Origin of the sequence: Bartonella sp. HY761, assembly GCF_026743145.1 — a bacterium.
Classification (GTDB): Bacteria; Pseudomonadota; Alphaproteobacteria; order Rhizobiales; family Rhizobiaceae; genus HY038.
The window spans coordinates 1,454,964-1,471,323 of the sequence record NZ_CP104887.1 but is presented as its reverse complement, the minus strand read 5'-3'; the positions used below and the strand labels follow the sequence as shown (position 1 = coordinate 1,471,323).

The window sequence follows — 16,360 nt, the reverse complement described above, 5'->3', positions numbered from 1 at the left end:
ATGGCTAAACCTATTATTATATTCGATCTTGATGGAACCCTTGCCCAAACAGCTATTGATTTGCTGGATAGCTTAAATTTTTGTTTACAAGAAAAGGGCTACAAAACTGCGGATTTAGATGATTTGCACCAATTTTTGGGGCAAGGTGGCCGCGTGATGATTGAGCGCGCCCTAAGCGAACAAAATATCGCTTTTGATGATGCCATGCTTGATGAAATGGTGGCAATATTTTTAAAACATTATAAGGCTCATATTCCGGGGAAAACAACTTATTTCCCCGGTGCTAAGGAGGCTGTTAAACGCTTTGAAGACGCTGGCTTTTTAACTGCAATTTGTACGAATAAATTCATAGATGCTGCAAGACGCATCATCAATGCAATCGACCCGCAAAACCATTATAGTGCAATATGCGGTGGTGATAGTTTTGCATGGCGTAAACCCGATGGTCGTCACATTTTATCAACCATAGAAGCCGCTGCCGGTGATCCAAAACATGCAGTTATGATTGGCGATAGTGCTGCAGATATAAATGCTGCTAAATCAGCCGGAATTCCCGTTATTGCAGTTGATTTTGGCTATACGAATGTTCCTGTTTCGCAGCTTACGCCCAATCACATTATTAGCCACTTCGATGAACTCACTCCAGAATTGGTGAATAGTATTTTAGCTAATCAGTAAAATGATATTTTACTGGTTCAAAAATATTAATTTGAACCGGTATCCTCGCTCTTACTGTCTATGCTTTCTTGCATGCCGCTTACATCTACTGCGGCAAAGGCTTTTCTAATGACGCTCGATGTTGCATCATAATTGGTTGCATCGGTTGACAATATTTGCCGCCAACGCCTTGCGCCTGGAAAACCATGGAATAATCCCACCATATGCTTGCTTACATGCGATAAACGCCCCCCTGCCCGAATATGGGCATCGGTATAAATACACATTGATTCTATTATACTTTCAAAGTCAATTTCGCGATAAGCTTCATCATAGACTACATAGTCAACATGACTTAATTGCGCTGGATTTTGATAGGCGGCGCGCCCAACCATAACACCATCAACATAGTGCAAATGGTTTGTAGCTTCTTCAATGCTAGAAATACCACCATTTATACCAATAAATATATTGGGATATTTGTTTTTCAAACGATAAACGCGCCCATAATCAAGCGGCGGCACATCACGGTTTTCCTTGGGGGAAAGTCCTTTTAGCCAGGCTTTGCGAGCATGAACCCAAAACGCGTCACAACCAGCAGCAATAGAAAGATGTGCAACATCATTAAGCGCGGTTTCAGTATCTTGTTCATCAACACCAATGCGGCATTTAACGGTAACTGGAACGGAAACGACATGTTTCATTGCGGCAACGGCAGTGGCAACAATATCAGGTGACTGCATAAGGCATGCCCCAAAAGTACCCGATTGCACACGGTCAGATGGGCAGCCTACATTGAGATTTATTTCATCATAACCAAAATCTTCACCAATTTTTGCCGCCAAGGCCAATTTTTGCGGATCGCTACCGCCGAGCTGTAACGCAATGGGATGCTCAATACCACTAAAGCCAAGCAATCTTTCTTTAGGTCCATGAATAGCTGCATCCGCTACCACCATTTCGCTATATAACAACGCATTGGCACTTAATTGACGATGGAAAAAACGACAATGACGATCTGTCCAATCAAGCATAGGCGCAACTGCAAAAGTTTTTACAAATGGTCGCTCATAAAGTGTCATAATAATCAACTGCATCTGGGACATTAAAAAGGTTAGCTTTATAGCTTACCATTTTAAATGTAAAAATAGGGAAAATAGATATTCATCTCATATATTCGACAAAGATGGATATCTTATGAAGATTTTTAATGTTTTATAAAAACTACCACAGCATTTGCTAGTGTTATTAAAATAGCTTCACAGTTTCGGCAAATTCATATATAGGGCATGTGATATATGATTGATAGCTTTGATTTATGCAAGAGTTATTGATAATAAGAATTGAATTCCGGTCGCAGCCTACCCGGTAAAAACAAGGACAAATTATGAAAACCTATCTCATCTGCTCTGGCGGTCTTGATTCTGTGTCTTTAGCTTATATTTTAGCTGAACGCGGAGACCTTCATGGTATGCTTTCGTTCAACTATGCGCAAAGACATAAAAAAGAGCTGTTTTTTGCAAAATTATGTGCAGATAAGCTCGGTGTACCCTTTGATTTAATCGATATTTCATCAATTGGCCAAGCGATGTCCAACACTGCACTTACCGGTGATATTAGCGTTCCCGATGGTCATTATGCTGAAGAAAGCATGAAAATAACTGTCGTACCTAACCGTAATGCTATTTTCTTAAGCATTGCTTTTGGCTTAGCAAGTGCCAAAGGTGCTAATCAAGTGGCATTGGCTGTGCATGGCGGCGATCATTTTATCTATCCTGATTGCCGGCCAGATTTTATCAATAGTTTTGCTGTGATGGAAAAATATTCGCTTGAGGGCAGTGTCGGCCTTTATGCTCCTTTTGTACAAAAGACCAAGTCAGATATTGTTTCACTTGGTAGTAAGGTAAACACGCCTTTTATTGAAACGTGGTCTTGCTATAAGGGGTTGGAACTGCATTGCGGGCGTTGTGGTACCTGCGTAGAGCGGCGCGAAGCGTTTTTTTGTGCGGGCGTTGAAGACCCTACCCTATATTTTGATGATAATTTTTGGAAAACGCAAATTGAATTGAGACATTAAAACGGGCTAAAGCCGCTTATATTCCAATTTATATGCCCCAAATTTCATAGAAAAAGCCATTTTGCTTGGAGAATTTCATGACTGGTACAACTAATATTTATCAAGGCTTAACCCAACTAGGTGGTGACAATAGTCTACCAACTTCACCAGAGGTGGCAATTTTAGAAAAAGTTGCAAACCCTCAAGTTGATATTTCCTATAATGTTCGCTTTACGATTCCAGAATTCACCTCACTTTGCCCGATAACCGGCCAACCCGATTTTGCCCATATTGTAATTGATTATGTCCCAGATCAATGGTTGGTTGAAAGCAAATCGTTAAAATTATTTTTGGGATCCTTCCGCAATCACGGTGCTTTTCATGAAGATTGCACTATTCATATTGCAAGACGTTTGGTTGACCTTTTGTCGCCAAGATGGTTACGTATTGGCGGCTACTGGTATCCACGAGGCGGAATCCCAATTGATGTATTTTGGCAAACCGGCAACTCCCCTGATGGCGTTTGGATTCCCGATCAAGCTGTGCCACCTTATCGCGGACGCTAATTTTTATAAAAAAACAGCTAAATGAAATAGGTTTATATGCATAGTCTTAGCTTGGTAAGTTAAACTATGCTGTAAGCTTTGAATATAATAAGCCCCTGCCCAATGATCGTTTTTTAACTGATATGGAAAATGCTATAATTATGGGCTGTGATTTAATCGCAATCATTAAATAAGTTGAGACAATATTACTTTTTTTTAAAAAAGGGACTTGTAAGCTTGTTTCATATTTGTTACACGCCGCTAGCTGATTTATTTTAGCTTCTATCACGTGCGGTCGTGGCGGAATTGGTAGACGCGCAGCGTTGAGGTCGCTGTGGGGCAACCCGTGGAAGTTCGAGTCTTCTCGACCGCACCATTAGAAATCTATTTACAGATTTTTTCTTTAGCTTTGTTGTAGCTTAAGCACATATATAAATTGTTAAATTAAATATTCCCCTCCTCTTTTGTCTTAACTGGATTGATGGTTGTAAGTTGAATTAGCGACATTCATATATCTATTATATATTTTTCCATATTATTTTCAGAGATATTGGTTTCGCGGTGTACAAGTAATATTTAATAAATTTTACTTTTTTAACATCAAACACTAAGATCTTTGACAGACACCGTTTGAAACCGACTATTCAAATACATTAAAATAATGCAATTAAAATGTAGGCATTAAGTATTTAACGTCTTTTTGACTTATTGGTGAATGGTAAAATCAACATCTTTGAGTGGCGGATAAATTGCTATTATAGCATCTATATTAATAAGATTTTCAAGATCAACAAAATACTAATGCTCATTAGTCTTAAAGGCAAATGGAACACTAGCATCGTCAATAATTTCATTGTCGACCATTACTGCATGGGGTTATACGCAAATAGTGCAAATAACTCACCATTGGGAGCTTGGCGATCCACAATATTTTCTGGATTAAAGTCAAGCTCGATTGTTTTTAATTGCACAAAGCCAACTTTCATCATTGAGCGAAAAACAGGTGCAAGTTTTGTTTCAGAAACATTATGTAAATCTGCAAAAAACTTTAAAAATCCGGGTGCTAAAGATTCCAAAGGTTTACCAAGATTCTTATTCTTAAAAATATTTGAGGATACTATAAATGCATCACGCATATCTGTCTTTGAACGATCATCCCAATCCACTAAGAAAGCCTAGGCATTAAATAATAAAACAACAAATAGAATATAGACAAAGTTTTTTATAATTCCCGCGCTACAAACCGCTGCGATATTAGTGACAAAACAATAAAACGATGAATAGTGATAAAATAATACATTTTATACAATTAAGCTTCATTGCAATAACGAATGTAACCTACAGTAATATTTTAAATCCATTGAGCAAATTTGTATTATTCCCAAATCATTTAAATATAAAAACTTAAAAAATATTATTAAAAAGTTGAAAGGAAAATCTGTCGTTGATCTGCAGTTTTGATTGTTTGTTCTAAATCAAGAATAAAACTAGATCCTGATTGAATTGCGACACCAGCAAGACCCGATTGAAAGGCTTGTTCAACAGTATCTGGCCCAATTGTCGGTAAATCAGCACGCTTTTCTTGGTTTGGTTTGGCACATTTCACTAAAACGCCACCCTGTTGTGGAATACGTCGCTCTTGTCGCATTAAGGCAATGCGCTTAATCATATTATCCGTGCCCTCTGCACCCTCTAATGCAACAACCCTACCACCAACAGCAACCGCACCCTGCCCCACATCAAGATCACCAAGCATATGTGCAGCCGCAAGCGCAAGCTTAAAATTTTTCTCTTCCGCTTTAGAAGGTTCCGCTTTAGATAAAAGACATGGCGCAGGCGCAAGCAGATCTGGTACGACTTCATGAGCACCCACCACTTTAAAACCATAAGATTCTAGCACCTTGATAAAGGCACGCAACAGCGCATCATCCCCTTGCGCTAAAGCAAAAAACACGCGTGTTAATGCGCGCAATGTAGGGCCATCTAAACGCAAATCCGAAAGATGAGGCCTACTTTGCACACCACCTGCCAAAACAACATTTTGAACATTAGCGCTTTTCATTGCGCGAATAAGTTTTGCAAATTCGACTATAGAAATTTCACAATGGTCAAATTCATAAATTGCTAGCTCTGCCTCATCACGTAACGGAATGATAAAAGGATTTTGTCCCTTAGTTTTTAAGGCATTGGCAACGGCAAGCGGTAGTTTTCCACCGCCCGCAATAATAGCAGTTCGCCCTTCAAGTAAAGGCTTTATCATATTTAAATCCTCCACACTGAGGTATTGGGTTAAATAGCTTTCTTTAATTTAAAACCGAGATAGAGAATTAAAAACCATATAGGCATTACAACCACAGACAAACTCATATCAGGAACTGCAAGTGTAAAGAATGCTGGTGCGCTGACATCTACAATGTGTAAACTCTTTAATAGATAGGTCATTAAGCCATTTTCACTAAAACCTGTTAAAATCATCAATGAAACAAGCAGCAATAAAAAGAGTAAGCAGATGTAGTTAGCCAAGGGAAATAAAGGAGAGGGAAACTTAGTTTTACTATTTTCAACGTTTTTTGCCCGTCTAAACCTCAAGTGAACAAGAATAATTGTCGCCCATGTCATCGCAGCCGCTGTTGTAGCAACGGCCATAACCCGCATAAATGCTTCATTTGGGACAAGATAATTGATAATAACCGCAACAGCTGTGCAAAGCGATGAAAACATAATTGCAGTAAATGGGACGCGGTTATAGCTCAAATTCTTGAAAAAACGTGGCGCATTGCCTTGTTCTGCCAATGAATATAGCATTCGGCTATTAGAATATATTCCGCTATTATAAACTGAAATTGCAGCCGTTAACACCACAAAATTTAAAATATGTCCGGCTGCAGGAATACCGATATTGGTAAAAATAGAGACAAAGGGGCTATTCGCTTTATTAAGCAAATTCCACGGATTTAAGATCATAATGACGGTAATCGCACCAACATAAAAAATCAATATACGCCACATGACCTGATTAATGGCTTTTGGTATGGTCTTTTCTGGGCTTTCCGCTTCACCCGCAGCAACACCAATGAGTTCAGTTCCTCCAAAAGAAAACATAATCACAACAAACGCCATAATCATACCGGACACACCAAGCGGAAAAAAACCACCTTGGTTCCATAGATTTGAAACGGCTACATTGGCGCCCCCCAATCCTGTTATGATTAGGATAACGCCAAAAACAATCATACCGATAACTGCAATGACTTTAATTATGGCAAACCAAAACTCAAACTCACCATAGAACCTTACATTTATAAGGTTTACGGCAGTAATAGCCAACAAAACAACAAGAGAACTAATCCAGTGATCAATTGCAAACCAATGATCAAGATAGATGCCGATAACTGTTAGTTCAGCCATACTGACCAGGATATAAAGAAACCAATAATTCCAGCCGGCAAAAAAGCCAGCAAAACCATTCCAATATTTATAGGCGAAAAAACTGAACGAACCTGCAACCGGCTCTTCAGTTGACATTTCACCAAGCATCCGCATGATAAGATAAATAACAAGCCCACCAATAAGGTAAGAAAGAATAGTCGCCGGCCCTGCAAGACTGATCGCTTCAGCCGAGCCATAAAAAAGCCCCGTACCAATAGCGCCGCCTAAGGCAATCATTTGGATGTGGCGGTTTTTCAATCCGCGGCGTAAATGCCTATTATCACCTTCCATCACATCCCTTTCAAAAATCGCTTGTCACAAATGCGATCTTTTTACAAATTATTTTATAACTGCTCTTCATTAGACTTAGCGACTAGCCCTAAAAAATCATAAATTTTAGTATCTAGCAAATGCGATGGACGCACATTACCAAGCGCGCGGATCATGGTGTCCTTACGGCCTGGCATCCGCTTTTCAATATCCGACAACATTGCCTTCATAGCATTGCGCTGCAACCCATCTTGAGAGCCGCAAAGATTGCAAGGAATAATCGGAAATTGCATAATATCAGAAAATTTTGCCAAATCATCTTCTGCCGCATAAATAAGCGGACGCAGTACAAATAGATCGCCTTCATCATTGAGCAATTTACCCGGCATTGATGCCAAACGCCCACCATGAAAGAAATTCATAAAAAAAGTTTCCAAAGCATCATCACGGTGATGGCCAAGCACAAGCGAGGAACAACCTTTTTCACGGGCAAGACGATAAAGAATACCTCGGCGCAAGCGTGAACATAGTGAGCAATAGGTCTGACTCTGATCCAACTTATCCGTCACCACCGAATAGGTATCCTGATATTCAATATGATATTCAACGCCGATGCTTTTTAGATAATCTGGCAAAATATGCTTCGGAAAATTTGGTTGCCCTTGATCTAAATTACAAGCAATAAGATCAACAGGTAAAAGTCCGCGCCATTTTAAGTCCAATAAAAGCGCTAACAGACCATAGGAATCTTTGCCACCAGACAAAGCAATAAGCCAACGTTCACCTTTGAGCGATGCACCATGTACCATGGCAAAATCTTCAATGGCTTGCCGCATATGGCGCAACAAACGCTTACGCAATTTATTAAACTCAACTGCGGAACTAACATTTCGAAACATTGGATGACAGCCATCATCGGCCAAGGTTTCACCTTTAGCAACGCAAGATTCGATAAAATTTTTTACAGATGAACTCATTATTGCCTCGGCATAGTCTGTAACTGTAATATTAGATAATTCCCTAACGACGAACCAACTAAATCATTTTATTGATCAAAATAGACAAAGATTATTTGAAGGGCATAATTTTATAAAATATCTCAAATGTTTAATATAATAAAGGGGGCCATAAGCCCCCTTTAAAATTCGATAAACGACAAAATCTATTAGCGTGAGTAGAACTCGACTACTAGATTTGGTTCCATCACAACAGCGTAAGGAACATCAGCAAGATTTGGCACACGAAGATAAGTGGCGCGCATCTTATTGTGATCTGCTTCGATGTAGTCAGGAACATCACGTTCTGCTAACTGTGTTGCTTCGATCACGATAGCCAATTGCTTTGACTTTTCGCGAACTTCGATCACATCGCCTGCTTTACAACGGTAAGACTGAATGTTGGTACGAACACCATTAACATTAACATGACCGTGGTTTACAAACTGACGTGCAGCAAAAATGGTTGGTACAAATTTTGCACGATATACAACTGCATCTAGACGGCTTTCAAGCAAACCAATCAAGTTTTCACCTGTATCACCGCGACGACGTGCAGCTTCTTCATAAGTTTTATGAAATTGCTTTTCAGAAACATCACCATAGAAACCTTTAAGTTTCTGCTTTGCACGAAGCTGAACACCATAATCGGAAAGCTTGCCTTTACGGCGCTGACCGTGTTGGCCTGGACCATATTCACGGCGATTAACTGGAGACTTAGGACGACCCCAAATATTTTCGCCCATACGGCGATCAATTTTATACTTTGCAGATTCGCGCTTACTCATCGCATTTCCTTTTAATAATATTTATTGCTTTTCAGCTAGATTTAAGGAAACGCGCCCTCCTCTGCCTTTTTAATTACCTTAAATAAAACAATAAGATAAAAATCTAAAAGACTGACAGGATAAAACCGCAATTTTGCGTCTTTATCCACGGGACACGTTATTATTATGATTTATAAAAAACCACGATTTTGGGCTTTTATGGCATAGTTCATATTATGTCAAGCATGAAACAATCAATACGTGATTGCAACTAACATATTTAATATTCAACCACGATTGCTTGGGGTTTACGACTTTCTTTTATTTTAAAAAAAGTAAGGGTTGCATAGGCAATTACAAAGAGGGTGTGAATGAAAGGTACGACCAAATGTAATTCAAAATAAGACGCATAAAAAGTATAACAAACAGCTTCAACAAAGCCACCCAATAGCCATAGGATTACCCCCCATTTTGATCCCATCCATAAACCACAAGCGGCAATTGGATATAAAATGGCAAGGCTACAGCATAGAATTCGCCAATTCCAAGGCATAAGATCATAGCGCCATAAAGGTTCATTATAAACCCCAATCAACCTTACCCAATAAGCAGCACCAAGCATAAGGCAAAACATGGCTAATACGCCTAAGAATATAGCAAAACCACGTTCGTTCCAGCTTGCTTTTAATTTACCTATATATTGATTAATCAAAACGATAACTCTTTATCCAAAGGTGAAAAATAAGCTTCAACCTGTTCATTCGTTACATCTGCCAGCTTTGAGGGTTGCCATTTTGAGCTACCATCTTTGTCTACCAACACAGCACGTACACCTTCATAAAAATCATGACCATCTAACATATGCTTGGCAATTCGATTGTCAATAATCAAACAATCGCCTAATGATAAAGGCTTACAAGCTGAAAACTGGCGATAAATAACCTTCAAAGATGTGGGTGAGCGTTTCTGCAAAGTTGCAAGGCAGTTTTTTGCAAATTCGTTACCAGACTCTGCTTTTTGTTGCAATTTTTCAAATATTTCATCAATATTTTCCGCACAAAAACACTCATTAATCATATTGCGCGTTTCAATAGGTGTATCAAAATCAAGCTCTACCGCATTAGCTTCTAAAAATGGCCTAGGATTTCCGCTATTAATCAATTCTTGCTTAAAAGCCGCAAGATCACTTTCGTGAAGAGCATGGGTTGCAAGACCAAATTGCAGGCAATCACCTTGCTTTATTTTTTCACCAGTTAGCGCAAGATAGAGACCAAATTGATTGGGCAAACCTGGCAACACCGCACTTGTTCCAACATCTGGAAAAAAGCCGATTGCACTTTCAGGCATGGCAAAAACGGTTTTTTCAGTAATTATGCGATGAGAACCATGAATTGAAAGGCCAACGCCGCCGCCCATCACAATACCATTTAAGAAAGAAATAAAAGGCTTTTGAAAATTACCAATTCGATAGTTCATTTTATATTCTGATTCGAAATAGCTATAAAGTGGCTGCCCTGACTGACCGGCTTTATAGGCTGCGACCACATCACCACCCGCACAAAAGGCGCGTCCCTCGCCCTCAACAATCACACAAGCAACATCATCATCCTTTTCCCAAGCGATAAGCGCATTATTAAGAGCATTGATCATGGAAAAGTTTAAGGCATTAAGTGCCTTTTCGCGCGTAAGCCTAATAAGGCCAACGTGCCCTTCTTTGGCAAAACTTACATCATCACCACCACCAAAATCCATTTGCATTATCTATGCTCTCCGCTTGGTTCTATAAATTTAGTTTTCACATTAAATCACTAAAAGTAAAGTTTAAAGCTTTTTATTAATTTGCTCATTTCATAAATTAGCCAAATCCTACTCATCGTTGTATAAATGTGATCAATTAATACAATGAAATTTATGTTTTTTATGTTAAAAGCAAAAAACGTGATTCATCGCTCCCCCAATATTAACATGGAAAACAAATGACTAGGACAATTGATCAAATCACCAACGGCCGTAGACTTAGACGCATGCGTAAAGCTGACTGGTCGCGTCGACTGGTGCAAGAAAATGTGCTGGGCACCAATGATCTTGTTTGGACAATTTTTCTTTGTGATGGACATGGAATCCGTGAAGAAATTCCTTCTATGCCAGGAGTACACCGCTTTTCAATTGATGTTGCGGTTGAAGAATGTCTTGAAGCGGCAGCCTTAGGAATTCCTGCCATTGCCCCGTTTTCGCGAGAGGATTTTTCAATAAAAAGTGAAGATGGCGCTTATGTGGCTTCGCCATTAAACCTTACCAATCGTTTCACCAGTGAATTAAAAAGCCATAATGCCAATATTGGCATCATTACCGATGCAGCATTAGATCCATACACTACCCATGGTCATGACGGTATATTGCGTGATGGCATTATCATAAATGATGAAACAGTTGATATGGTAGTTAAAGGCGCTTTATCGCAAGCGCGTGCCGGCGCCGATATTATTGCTCCATCGGATATGATGGATGGGCGCATTGGTGCTATACGTGATGCACTAGATGCAGAGGGTTTTCAAGATGTTGCAATTATCTCTTATGCCTGCAAATTTGCTTCGGCTTTTTATGGTCCCTATCGCGATGCTATTGGTACAGCAGGCCTATTAAAGGGCGATAAGAAAACTTATTATATAGACCATGCCAATAGCGATGAAGCGGTTAGAGAGGCAGCGCAAGACCTTGATGAAGGGGCAGATATGCTTATGGTCAAACCTGGTCTTCCCTATCTTGATATTATTTATCGGTTAAAGGAAAATTTTTCCGTACCCTTATTCGCCTACCAAGTTTCAGGTGAATATGCGATGATGATGGCAGCAATTAATAATGGCTGGGTTGATGGCGAGCGAATTATTGCTGAGACGCTTTTATCTTTAAAAAGAGCTGGTTGTGATGGTATCCTCACCTATTTTGCTAAAGATATAGCGCAAAAAATTCTTCACAATAAGATAAGTTGAGTAAATTTAACTCTCTTTGAAGAATTCTAAGCTGTGACGGCATGTCACATTAGTCGATACTTGTAATTTTTGTGATCCTGCGTCAAAAAGAACATGATTAAAATGGTAATCTAAACCTTTAGCAGCGACTTACTAAAGTGATTTTTTCCAATTCATATGTTGTTTACGCACAATGTATGAACCATGTTTCAAACGATGCCGCCACACGAAAATCATTTACTTCATATGGCTCATCGCATAAGGAGCTACTATAATGGACGCTGGTGTACCTGCGTTGGAGCTGAGCCCAGAACAAACAAAAAACCGTAAATTTGTGCGCTGGTGGCTTTATATTGTTCTCGTTCTTCTTTTGGCTCTAGTTTTGGTTGGCGGTGCAACCCGTATGACCGGATCGGGCCTTTCCATAACTGAATGGAAGCCAATTCATGGAATGATTCCGCCGCTAAGCCAGACAGAATGGCATGAAGAATTTGTAAAATATCAGCAAATTGCTCAATATCAGCATGTTAATAAAGGCATGACACTAGAGGAATTTAAAGGAATTTTCTGGTGGGAATGGGGCCATAGAGCTTTAGCGCGCTTTATTGGTTTTGCTGTCGCAATCCCTCTTTTGGCTTTTTGGTTAACAAAAAGGCTGGAGAAGAAAATTCAATGGCGCCTATTAGGGCTACTATTCTTAGGGGGAATGCAAGGAGCAATTGGCTGGTGGATGGTTGCCTCAGGTCTTGGTAAAAGCCAATTAACCAGTGTTAGCCAATATCGCTTGGCAATCCACCTTGTTTTTGCCTGCATTATTATTATTGCAGTGTTTGCCTTAGCGCGAAGTCTTGCAGTATATAAAGAAAAACCGGCATCACGCTCAACCCAAATATTTGCTGGATGGATGGTGTTTTTAGTCCTTTTCCAAATCTATCTTGGGGCACTTGTCGCAGGCCTTCATGCAGGTCTTGCTTATAATACTTGGCCGCTTATGGATGGGCGCCTTATTCCAGATGGTTTATTATCACAAAATCCATTATGGAAGAATCTTTTTGAAAATGCATTGACCGTGCAATTTGTTCATCGCATGTTCGCCTATATTTTATTGGTTGCAGCTATTTTCCATGCCTTTAAGGTCGAAAAATTGCTTCCAGGTAGCGCACATGCGCGCAGGGCAATGATTTTACTTCTTCTTATTATTGCGCAAGCAGTTTTTGGCATCATCACTCTTTTAACACATGTACCAATTGAATGGGGCCTTATCCATCAAGGATTTGCCTTGCTAGTTATGTGTTTTGCGGTTGCTCATTGGATAGGAACCAAAGGCATGATGAAGCCAAGCCCATTATCCGGCCCGACAAATATTATTAAATCATTTGCTAGCCTTTTTAAAAAGCAAGCAATGGCAAGTAAATGAATAAGTCGAATTTTTAATAAAATTGTGATAAATAGCTTTTTAAATATCACAAGAATCACATGTGAAGCATATTTCAAAAATCAAAAAATTTAGATTTTTAACAAAATATGCAAAACAGTTAGATAGGATAATTAGGCAAGATTTATGTCTAAATTGTATATGATTTGCTTAAATATTCTTCAAACCAAATTTTAATCGAACGGTAAATACTATTGCTATGACCCAGAATTATCTTGTTGCCGCCCTCTATTGTTTTGCTCGCTTTGATCGGTATGAAGAGCTACAGGCACCCCTTAAAGCACTTTGTAAGGAAAATGGCGTTAAAGGTACATTGTTGCTCGCTCATGAAGGCATTAATGGTACCATTGCAGGTCCTGAAGAAGGCATTAAAAATGTTGTAGATTTTATTACAGCACAACCTGAGCTTGCTGAGCCTGAGCTTAAATATTCTAACGCATCAAAAATGCCTTTTTTACGCATGAAAGTGCGCCTTAAAAAGGAAATTGTCACTATGGGTGTTGAAGGAGTTGATCCACTTAAAAAAGTGGGTACCTATATTGCTCCGCAAGACTGGAATGCCTTAATCGAAGATGAGGACACCATTCTTATCGATACGCGCAATGATTATGAATTGGAAGTTGGTACTTTCAAAGGCGCTATTGATCCTAATATTAAGACATTCCGTGAATTTCCGCAATGGATTGCTGATCATGATGAAGAGTTGCGTAAAAAGAAAAAAATCGCAATGTTCTGCACAGGTGGTATTCGATGCGAAAAATCAACTGCCTATGTCCGTGGTTTAGGCTTTGATGAAGTATATCACCTTAAAGGTGGTATCTTGAAATATTTAGAAGAAATTCCTCAAGAGCAAAGCCTTTGGGATGGTGAATGTTTTGTATTTGATGAGCGTGTCTCTGTTGGACATGGTCTGCAAGAGGGTGATCTCGTGCTTTGTCGCGCTTGCCGCCGTCCACTATCACCAGAAGATCTCACTAAGCCCCATTATGAAGCTGGCATTTCATGTGAATCTTGCTATGGCGAACGTAGTGAAGAAGACAGAGCCCGTTTTCGTGAACGGGACAAGCAAATTAAACTTGCCAAGAAACGTGGCGGCTTTCCGCATGTACGCCCATAAAAATTAATAAATATTATTTATTATAAAAGGCGAATATTAGTAATAATATTCGCCTTTTTCATTGTCTAAATATAATAATAGACTGAATAAATATTAAAAATAAAGTTTAAACTATAGCATATATCCCACAATAACTTTTTGAAACCATTATATAGGTAGAATAAAGCCAGCATTTATATAAATGCTGGCTTTAATGATTTGGTGCAATAAATATATTTACCGCTAATTTTGTATTAAATTACAGTAAATATATTACGATTATGCTTCATCGTTGTTTTTGCTTCTTAATCTGCTATTCCAATAGCCAAAGCTTGCATAAAAAACAATCCCTATAGCCGTCCAAATGAGGCAATAATATTTTGTAGTGTTGGGCAAATTCCAGAAAAGATATGAGCAACCCAAAACAATAATTGGACCACTTACCCAAACTAAAGGTACTTTAAATTTCCGTGGTAATTCTGGTGCCTTGATGCGTAACATTAAAAGGCTAATACCAGTTGCAGTAAATGCGATCAAAGTACCTGCATTAGCAAGAGCTGCAATTTCATCAAGTCTGAAAATGCCTGCACATATAGAAACAACAATCGCCGTAAAAATTGAAGTTACTACGGGTGTTTGTGTTTTCTTGCTAAGCTTTGACAAAACCTGAGGAAGTAAGCCATCGCGTCCCATCACAAAGAAAATACGGGTTTGGCCATAAAAGAAAGCTAGAATAACAGTTGGCAAGGCAATTATTGCGATAGCCCCAATAATTCCGGCAACTTTACCTTGACCAAGGCTTCTTAAAATAAAGGCCAACGGCTCAGGACTGGCTGCAAAAACAGTAAAATGACTTGCACCAATAGCAGCTAAGGCAACAAGAATATAAACAGTAAGACAGATAATAAGTGAGCCTATGATGCCAATAGATAAGTCACGGGCGGGATTTTTAGTTTCCTCAGCTGCATTTGCAATAGCATCAAAGCCATAAAACGCAAAAAACACAATTGACGCAGCTGCCATTACGCCATGTTCGACTAAAATACCATTTTGCTCGATAAGATTTTTTTGAAATCCGTAAGGCATGAATGGAGTTAAATTATCAGAATTAAAATAAGGCAATGCAATAGCGACGAACAATACAAGAGCTAAAATTTTAATAACGACAAGAATGGCGTTGACAAAAGCGCTTTCACGAGTTCCCATAATAAGTATTGCAGTTACACCAAAAATAATCAAAATTGCTGGGAGGTTTATTAGACCACGTTGGCCATCGATCACCGTGTGATACCCAACAGATAACCAAATTGGTAAATTAATGCCAATGCCGTGTAAAAAACCTACTGCATAACCAGACCAACTAACTGCTACAGTACTAACAACAAGTGAATATTCTAGGATAAGTGCCCATCCAACAATCCAAGCGAGAAATTCACCTAAAGCTACATAGGAAAAAGTATACGCACCCCCACTATGAGGTATCGCGGTTGTAAGCTCCGCATAGGCAAAAGCGGCACAGGCAGAAACTAAACCAGCAATTAAGAAAGATATCAAAACGGCTGGACCCGCTCTATCTGCGCCAACGCCGATAAGGGTATAAATACCAGTTCCTACTGTCGCACCAACACCTAAAGCAACAAGATGCGGCCATCCTAATGTACGTGCCATTGTTTTAGTAATATTGTTAGTAAATGTCTTTTTTCGAAAAATTGAACTCATTGGGTACCTATATTTAGTATTTTATTCTCGTGTGCCACTAAATACTGTATTTTCCAAAAAAATAAAGACATAAAACAACTTTTAATGAATTGTTACTAATGGTTCTAATTTATGTCGCTTTTAAAGTGCCCCTTTAAAAGGCACGAAATAGATATATTAATTAATTTAAAATAAAAAATTCAATTAGTTATGATTTGCCTTGGGAGAATAAAAAACAAATATTCATTTTTTAAAAAAAATATGGATAAACTGTTGTTACGGACAGGTTATACAGACATTTTTAACGTTTCAATATATTTGAGTAACCCTTTCATAAGTTGAGACATTACCATATGGGCCTTATTTCAAATACTATTTTTATTCTGCGTTAACGTAAAAAATATACAAATTTTACCATTTTAAAATCTTGAGGCCTGCCTGTA

General features: G+C 38.9%; 15 protein-coding genes and 1 tRNA gene. 7 read left to right on the top strand and 9 right to left on the bottom strand.

Going from position 1 to position 16,360, the window contains the following annotated elements:
* Positions 1-678 carry an HAD family hydrolase gene (locus N6A79_RS06290; protein WP_268547408.1) on the top strand — a complete coding sequence of 226 codons (678 nt, stop codon included), beginning with the start codon at positions 1-3 and terminating at the stop codon, positions 676-678.
* 26 nt (positions 679-704) lie between these two features.
* Here N6A79_RS06290 and dusA read toward each other — a convergent pair whose 3' ends face one another.
* On the bottom strand, positions 705-1,754 hold the full coding sequence (gene dusA, locus N6A79_RS06285; RefSeq protein ID WP_268547550.1) for a tRNA dihydrouridine(20/20a) synthase DusA: 1,050 nt from the start codon (positions 1,752-1,754) through the stop codon (positions 705-707).
* Positions 1,755-2,044: 290 nt separating this feature from the next.
* Between dusA and queC the strand changes: the two genes are divergently transcribed.
* The 3 genes from queC (at position 2,045) to N6A79_RS06270 (ending at position 3,634) form a co-directional block, all read left to right on the top strand.
* Entirely contained in the window at positions 2,045-2,734 is a 690-nt protein-coding gene (queC, locus tag N6A79_RS06280) for a 7-cyano-7-deazaguanine synthase QueC (RefSeq protein WP_268547407.1), read from the top strand.
* A 77-nt stretch (positions 2,735-2,811) separates the two neighbouring features.
* A complete protein-coding gene (queF, locus tag N6A79_RS06275; protein WP_268547406.1) occupies positions 2,812-3,279 on the top strand; it encodes a preQ(1) synthase in 468 nt (155 codons plus the stop codon).
* A gap of 270 nt (positions 3,280-3,549) precedes the next feature.
* Positions 3,550-3,634 (top strand) — tRNA-Leu (locus N6A79_RS06270).
* Between the two features lie 487 nt (positions 3,635-4,121).
* Here N6A79_RS06270 and N6A79_RS06265 read toward each other — a convergent pair.
* The 7 genes from N6A79_RS06265 to N6A79_RS06235 all read right to left on the bottom strand — a co-directional run bounded on the left by N6A79_RS06265 (position 4,122) and on the right by N6A79_RS06235 (position 10,477).
* Positions 4,122-4,424: a hypothetical protein gene (locus N6A79_RS06265; RefSeq protein ID WP_268547405.1), complete on the bottom strand. Its 303-nt coding sequence runs from the start codon at positions 4,422-4,424 to the stop codon at positions 4,122-4,124.
* Between the two features lie 251 nt (positions 4,425-4,675).
* A complete protein-coding gene (locus tag N6A79_RS06260) occupies positions 4,676-5,518 on the bottom strand; it encodes an LpxI family protein (RefSeq protein ID WP_268547404.1) in 843 nt (280 codons plus the stop codon).
* Between the two features lie 29 nt (positions 5,519-5,547).
* Positions 5,548-6,981, bottom strand: coding sequence for an amino acid permease (locus N6A79_RS06255; RefSeq protein WP_442784258.1), 1,434 nt, complete (start codon positions 6,979-6,981; stop codon positions 5,548-5,550).
* Positions 6,982-7,031: 50 nt separating this feature from the next.
* Positions 7,032-7,856, bottom strand: a complete 825-nt coding sequence (gene ttcA, locus N6A79_RS06250; protein ID WP_246708209.1) for a tRNA 2-thiocytidine(32) synthetase TtcA — start codon at positions 7,854-7,856, stop codon at positions 7,032-7,034.
* A gap of 266 nt (positions 7,857-8,122) precedes the next feature.
* Positions 8,123-8,740, bottom strand: a complete 618-nt coding sequence (gene rpsD, locus N6A79_RS06245; RefSeq protein WP_182419356.1) for a 30S ribosomal protein S4 — start codon at positions 8,738-8,740, stop codon at positions 8,123-8,125.
* Positions 8,741-8,999: 259 nt separating this feature from the next.
* Positions 9,000-9,431 carry a DUF6163 family protein gene (locus N6A79_RS06240; protein ID WP_268547402.1) on the bottom strand — a complete coding sequence of 144 codons (432 nt, stop codon included), beginning with the start codon at positions 9,429-9,431 and terminating at the stop codon, positions 9,000-9,002.
* The gene (locus N6A79_RS06235; RefSeq protein ID WP_268547401.1) at positions 9,428-10,477 is read right to left on the bottom strand and encodes an enoyl-CoA hydratase/isomerase family protein; all 1,050 of its coding nucleotides are present in this window, start codon (positions 10,475-10,477) and stop codon (positions 9,428-9,430) included. The genes N6A79_RS06240 and N6A79_RS06235 overlap by 4 nt, the downstream gene beginning before the upstream one ends.
* Before the next feature lie 218 nt (positions 10,478-10,695).
* On the opposite strand from N6A79_RS06235, the gene hemB reads away from it, so the two are divergent.
* The 3 genes from hemB to trhO all read left to right on the top strand — a co-directional run bounded on the left by hemB (position 10,696) and on the right by trhO (position 14,240).
* The gene (gene hemB, locus N6A79_RS06230; protein ID WP_262080344.1) at positions 10,696-11,709 is read left to right on the top strand and encodes a porphobilinogen synthase; all 1,014 of its coding nucleotides are present in this window, start codon (positions 10,696-10,698) and stop codon (positions 11,707-11,709) included.
* Between the two features lie 253 nt (positions 11,710-11,962).
* Positions 11,963-13,105, top strand: coding sequence for a COX15/CtaA family protein (locus tag N6A79_RS06225; RefSeq protein ID WP_268547400.1), 1,143 nt, complete (start codon positions 11,963-11,965; stop codon positions 13,103-13,105).
* Positions 13,106-13,322: 217 nt separating this feature from the next.
* Positions 13,323-14,240 carry an oxygen-dependent tRNA uridine(34) hydroxylase TrhO gene (gene trhO, locus N6A79_RS06220; protein ID WP_182419351.1) on the top strand — a complete coding sequence of 306 codons (918 nt, stop codon included), beginning with the start codon at positions 13,323-13,325 and terminating at the stop codon, positions 14,238-14,240.
* A gap of 258 nt (positions 14,241-14,498) precedes the next feature.
* On the opposite strand, the gene N6A79_RS06215 is transcribed toward trhO, so the two are convergent.
* Complete coding sequence (locus N6A79_RS06215; RefSeq protein WP_182419350.1) at positions 14,499-15,938, bottom strand: APC family permease; 1,440 nt, start codon at positions 15,936-15,938, stop codon at positions 14,499-14,501.
* Between the last annotated feature and the right edge of the window lie 422 nt (positions 15,939-16,360).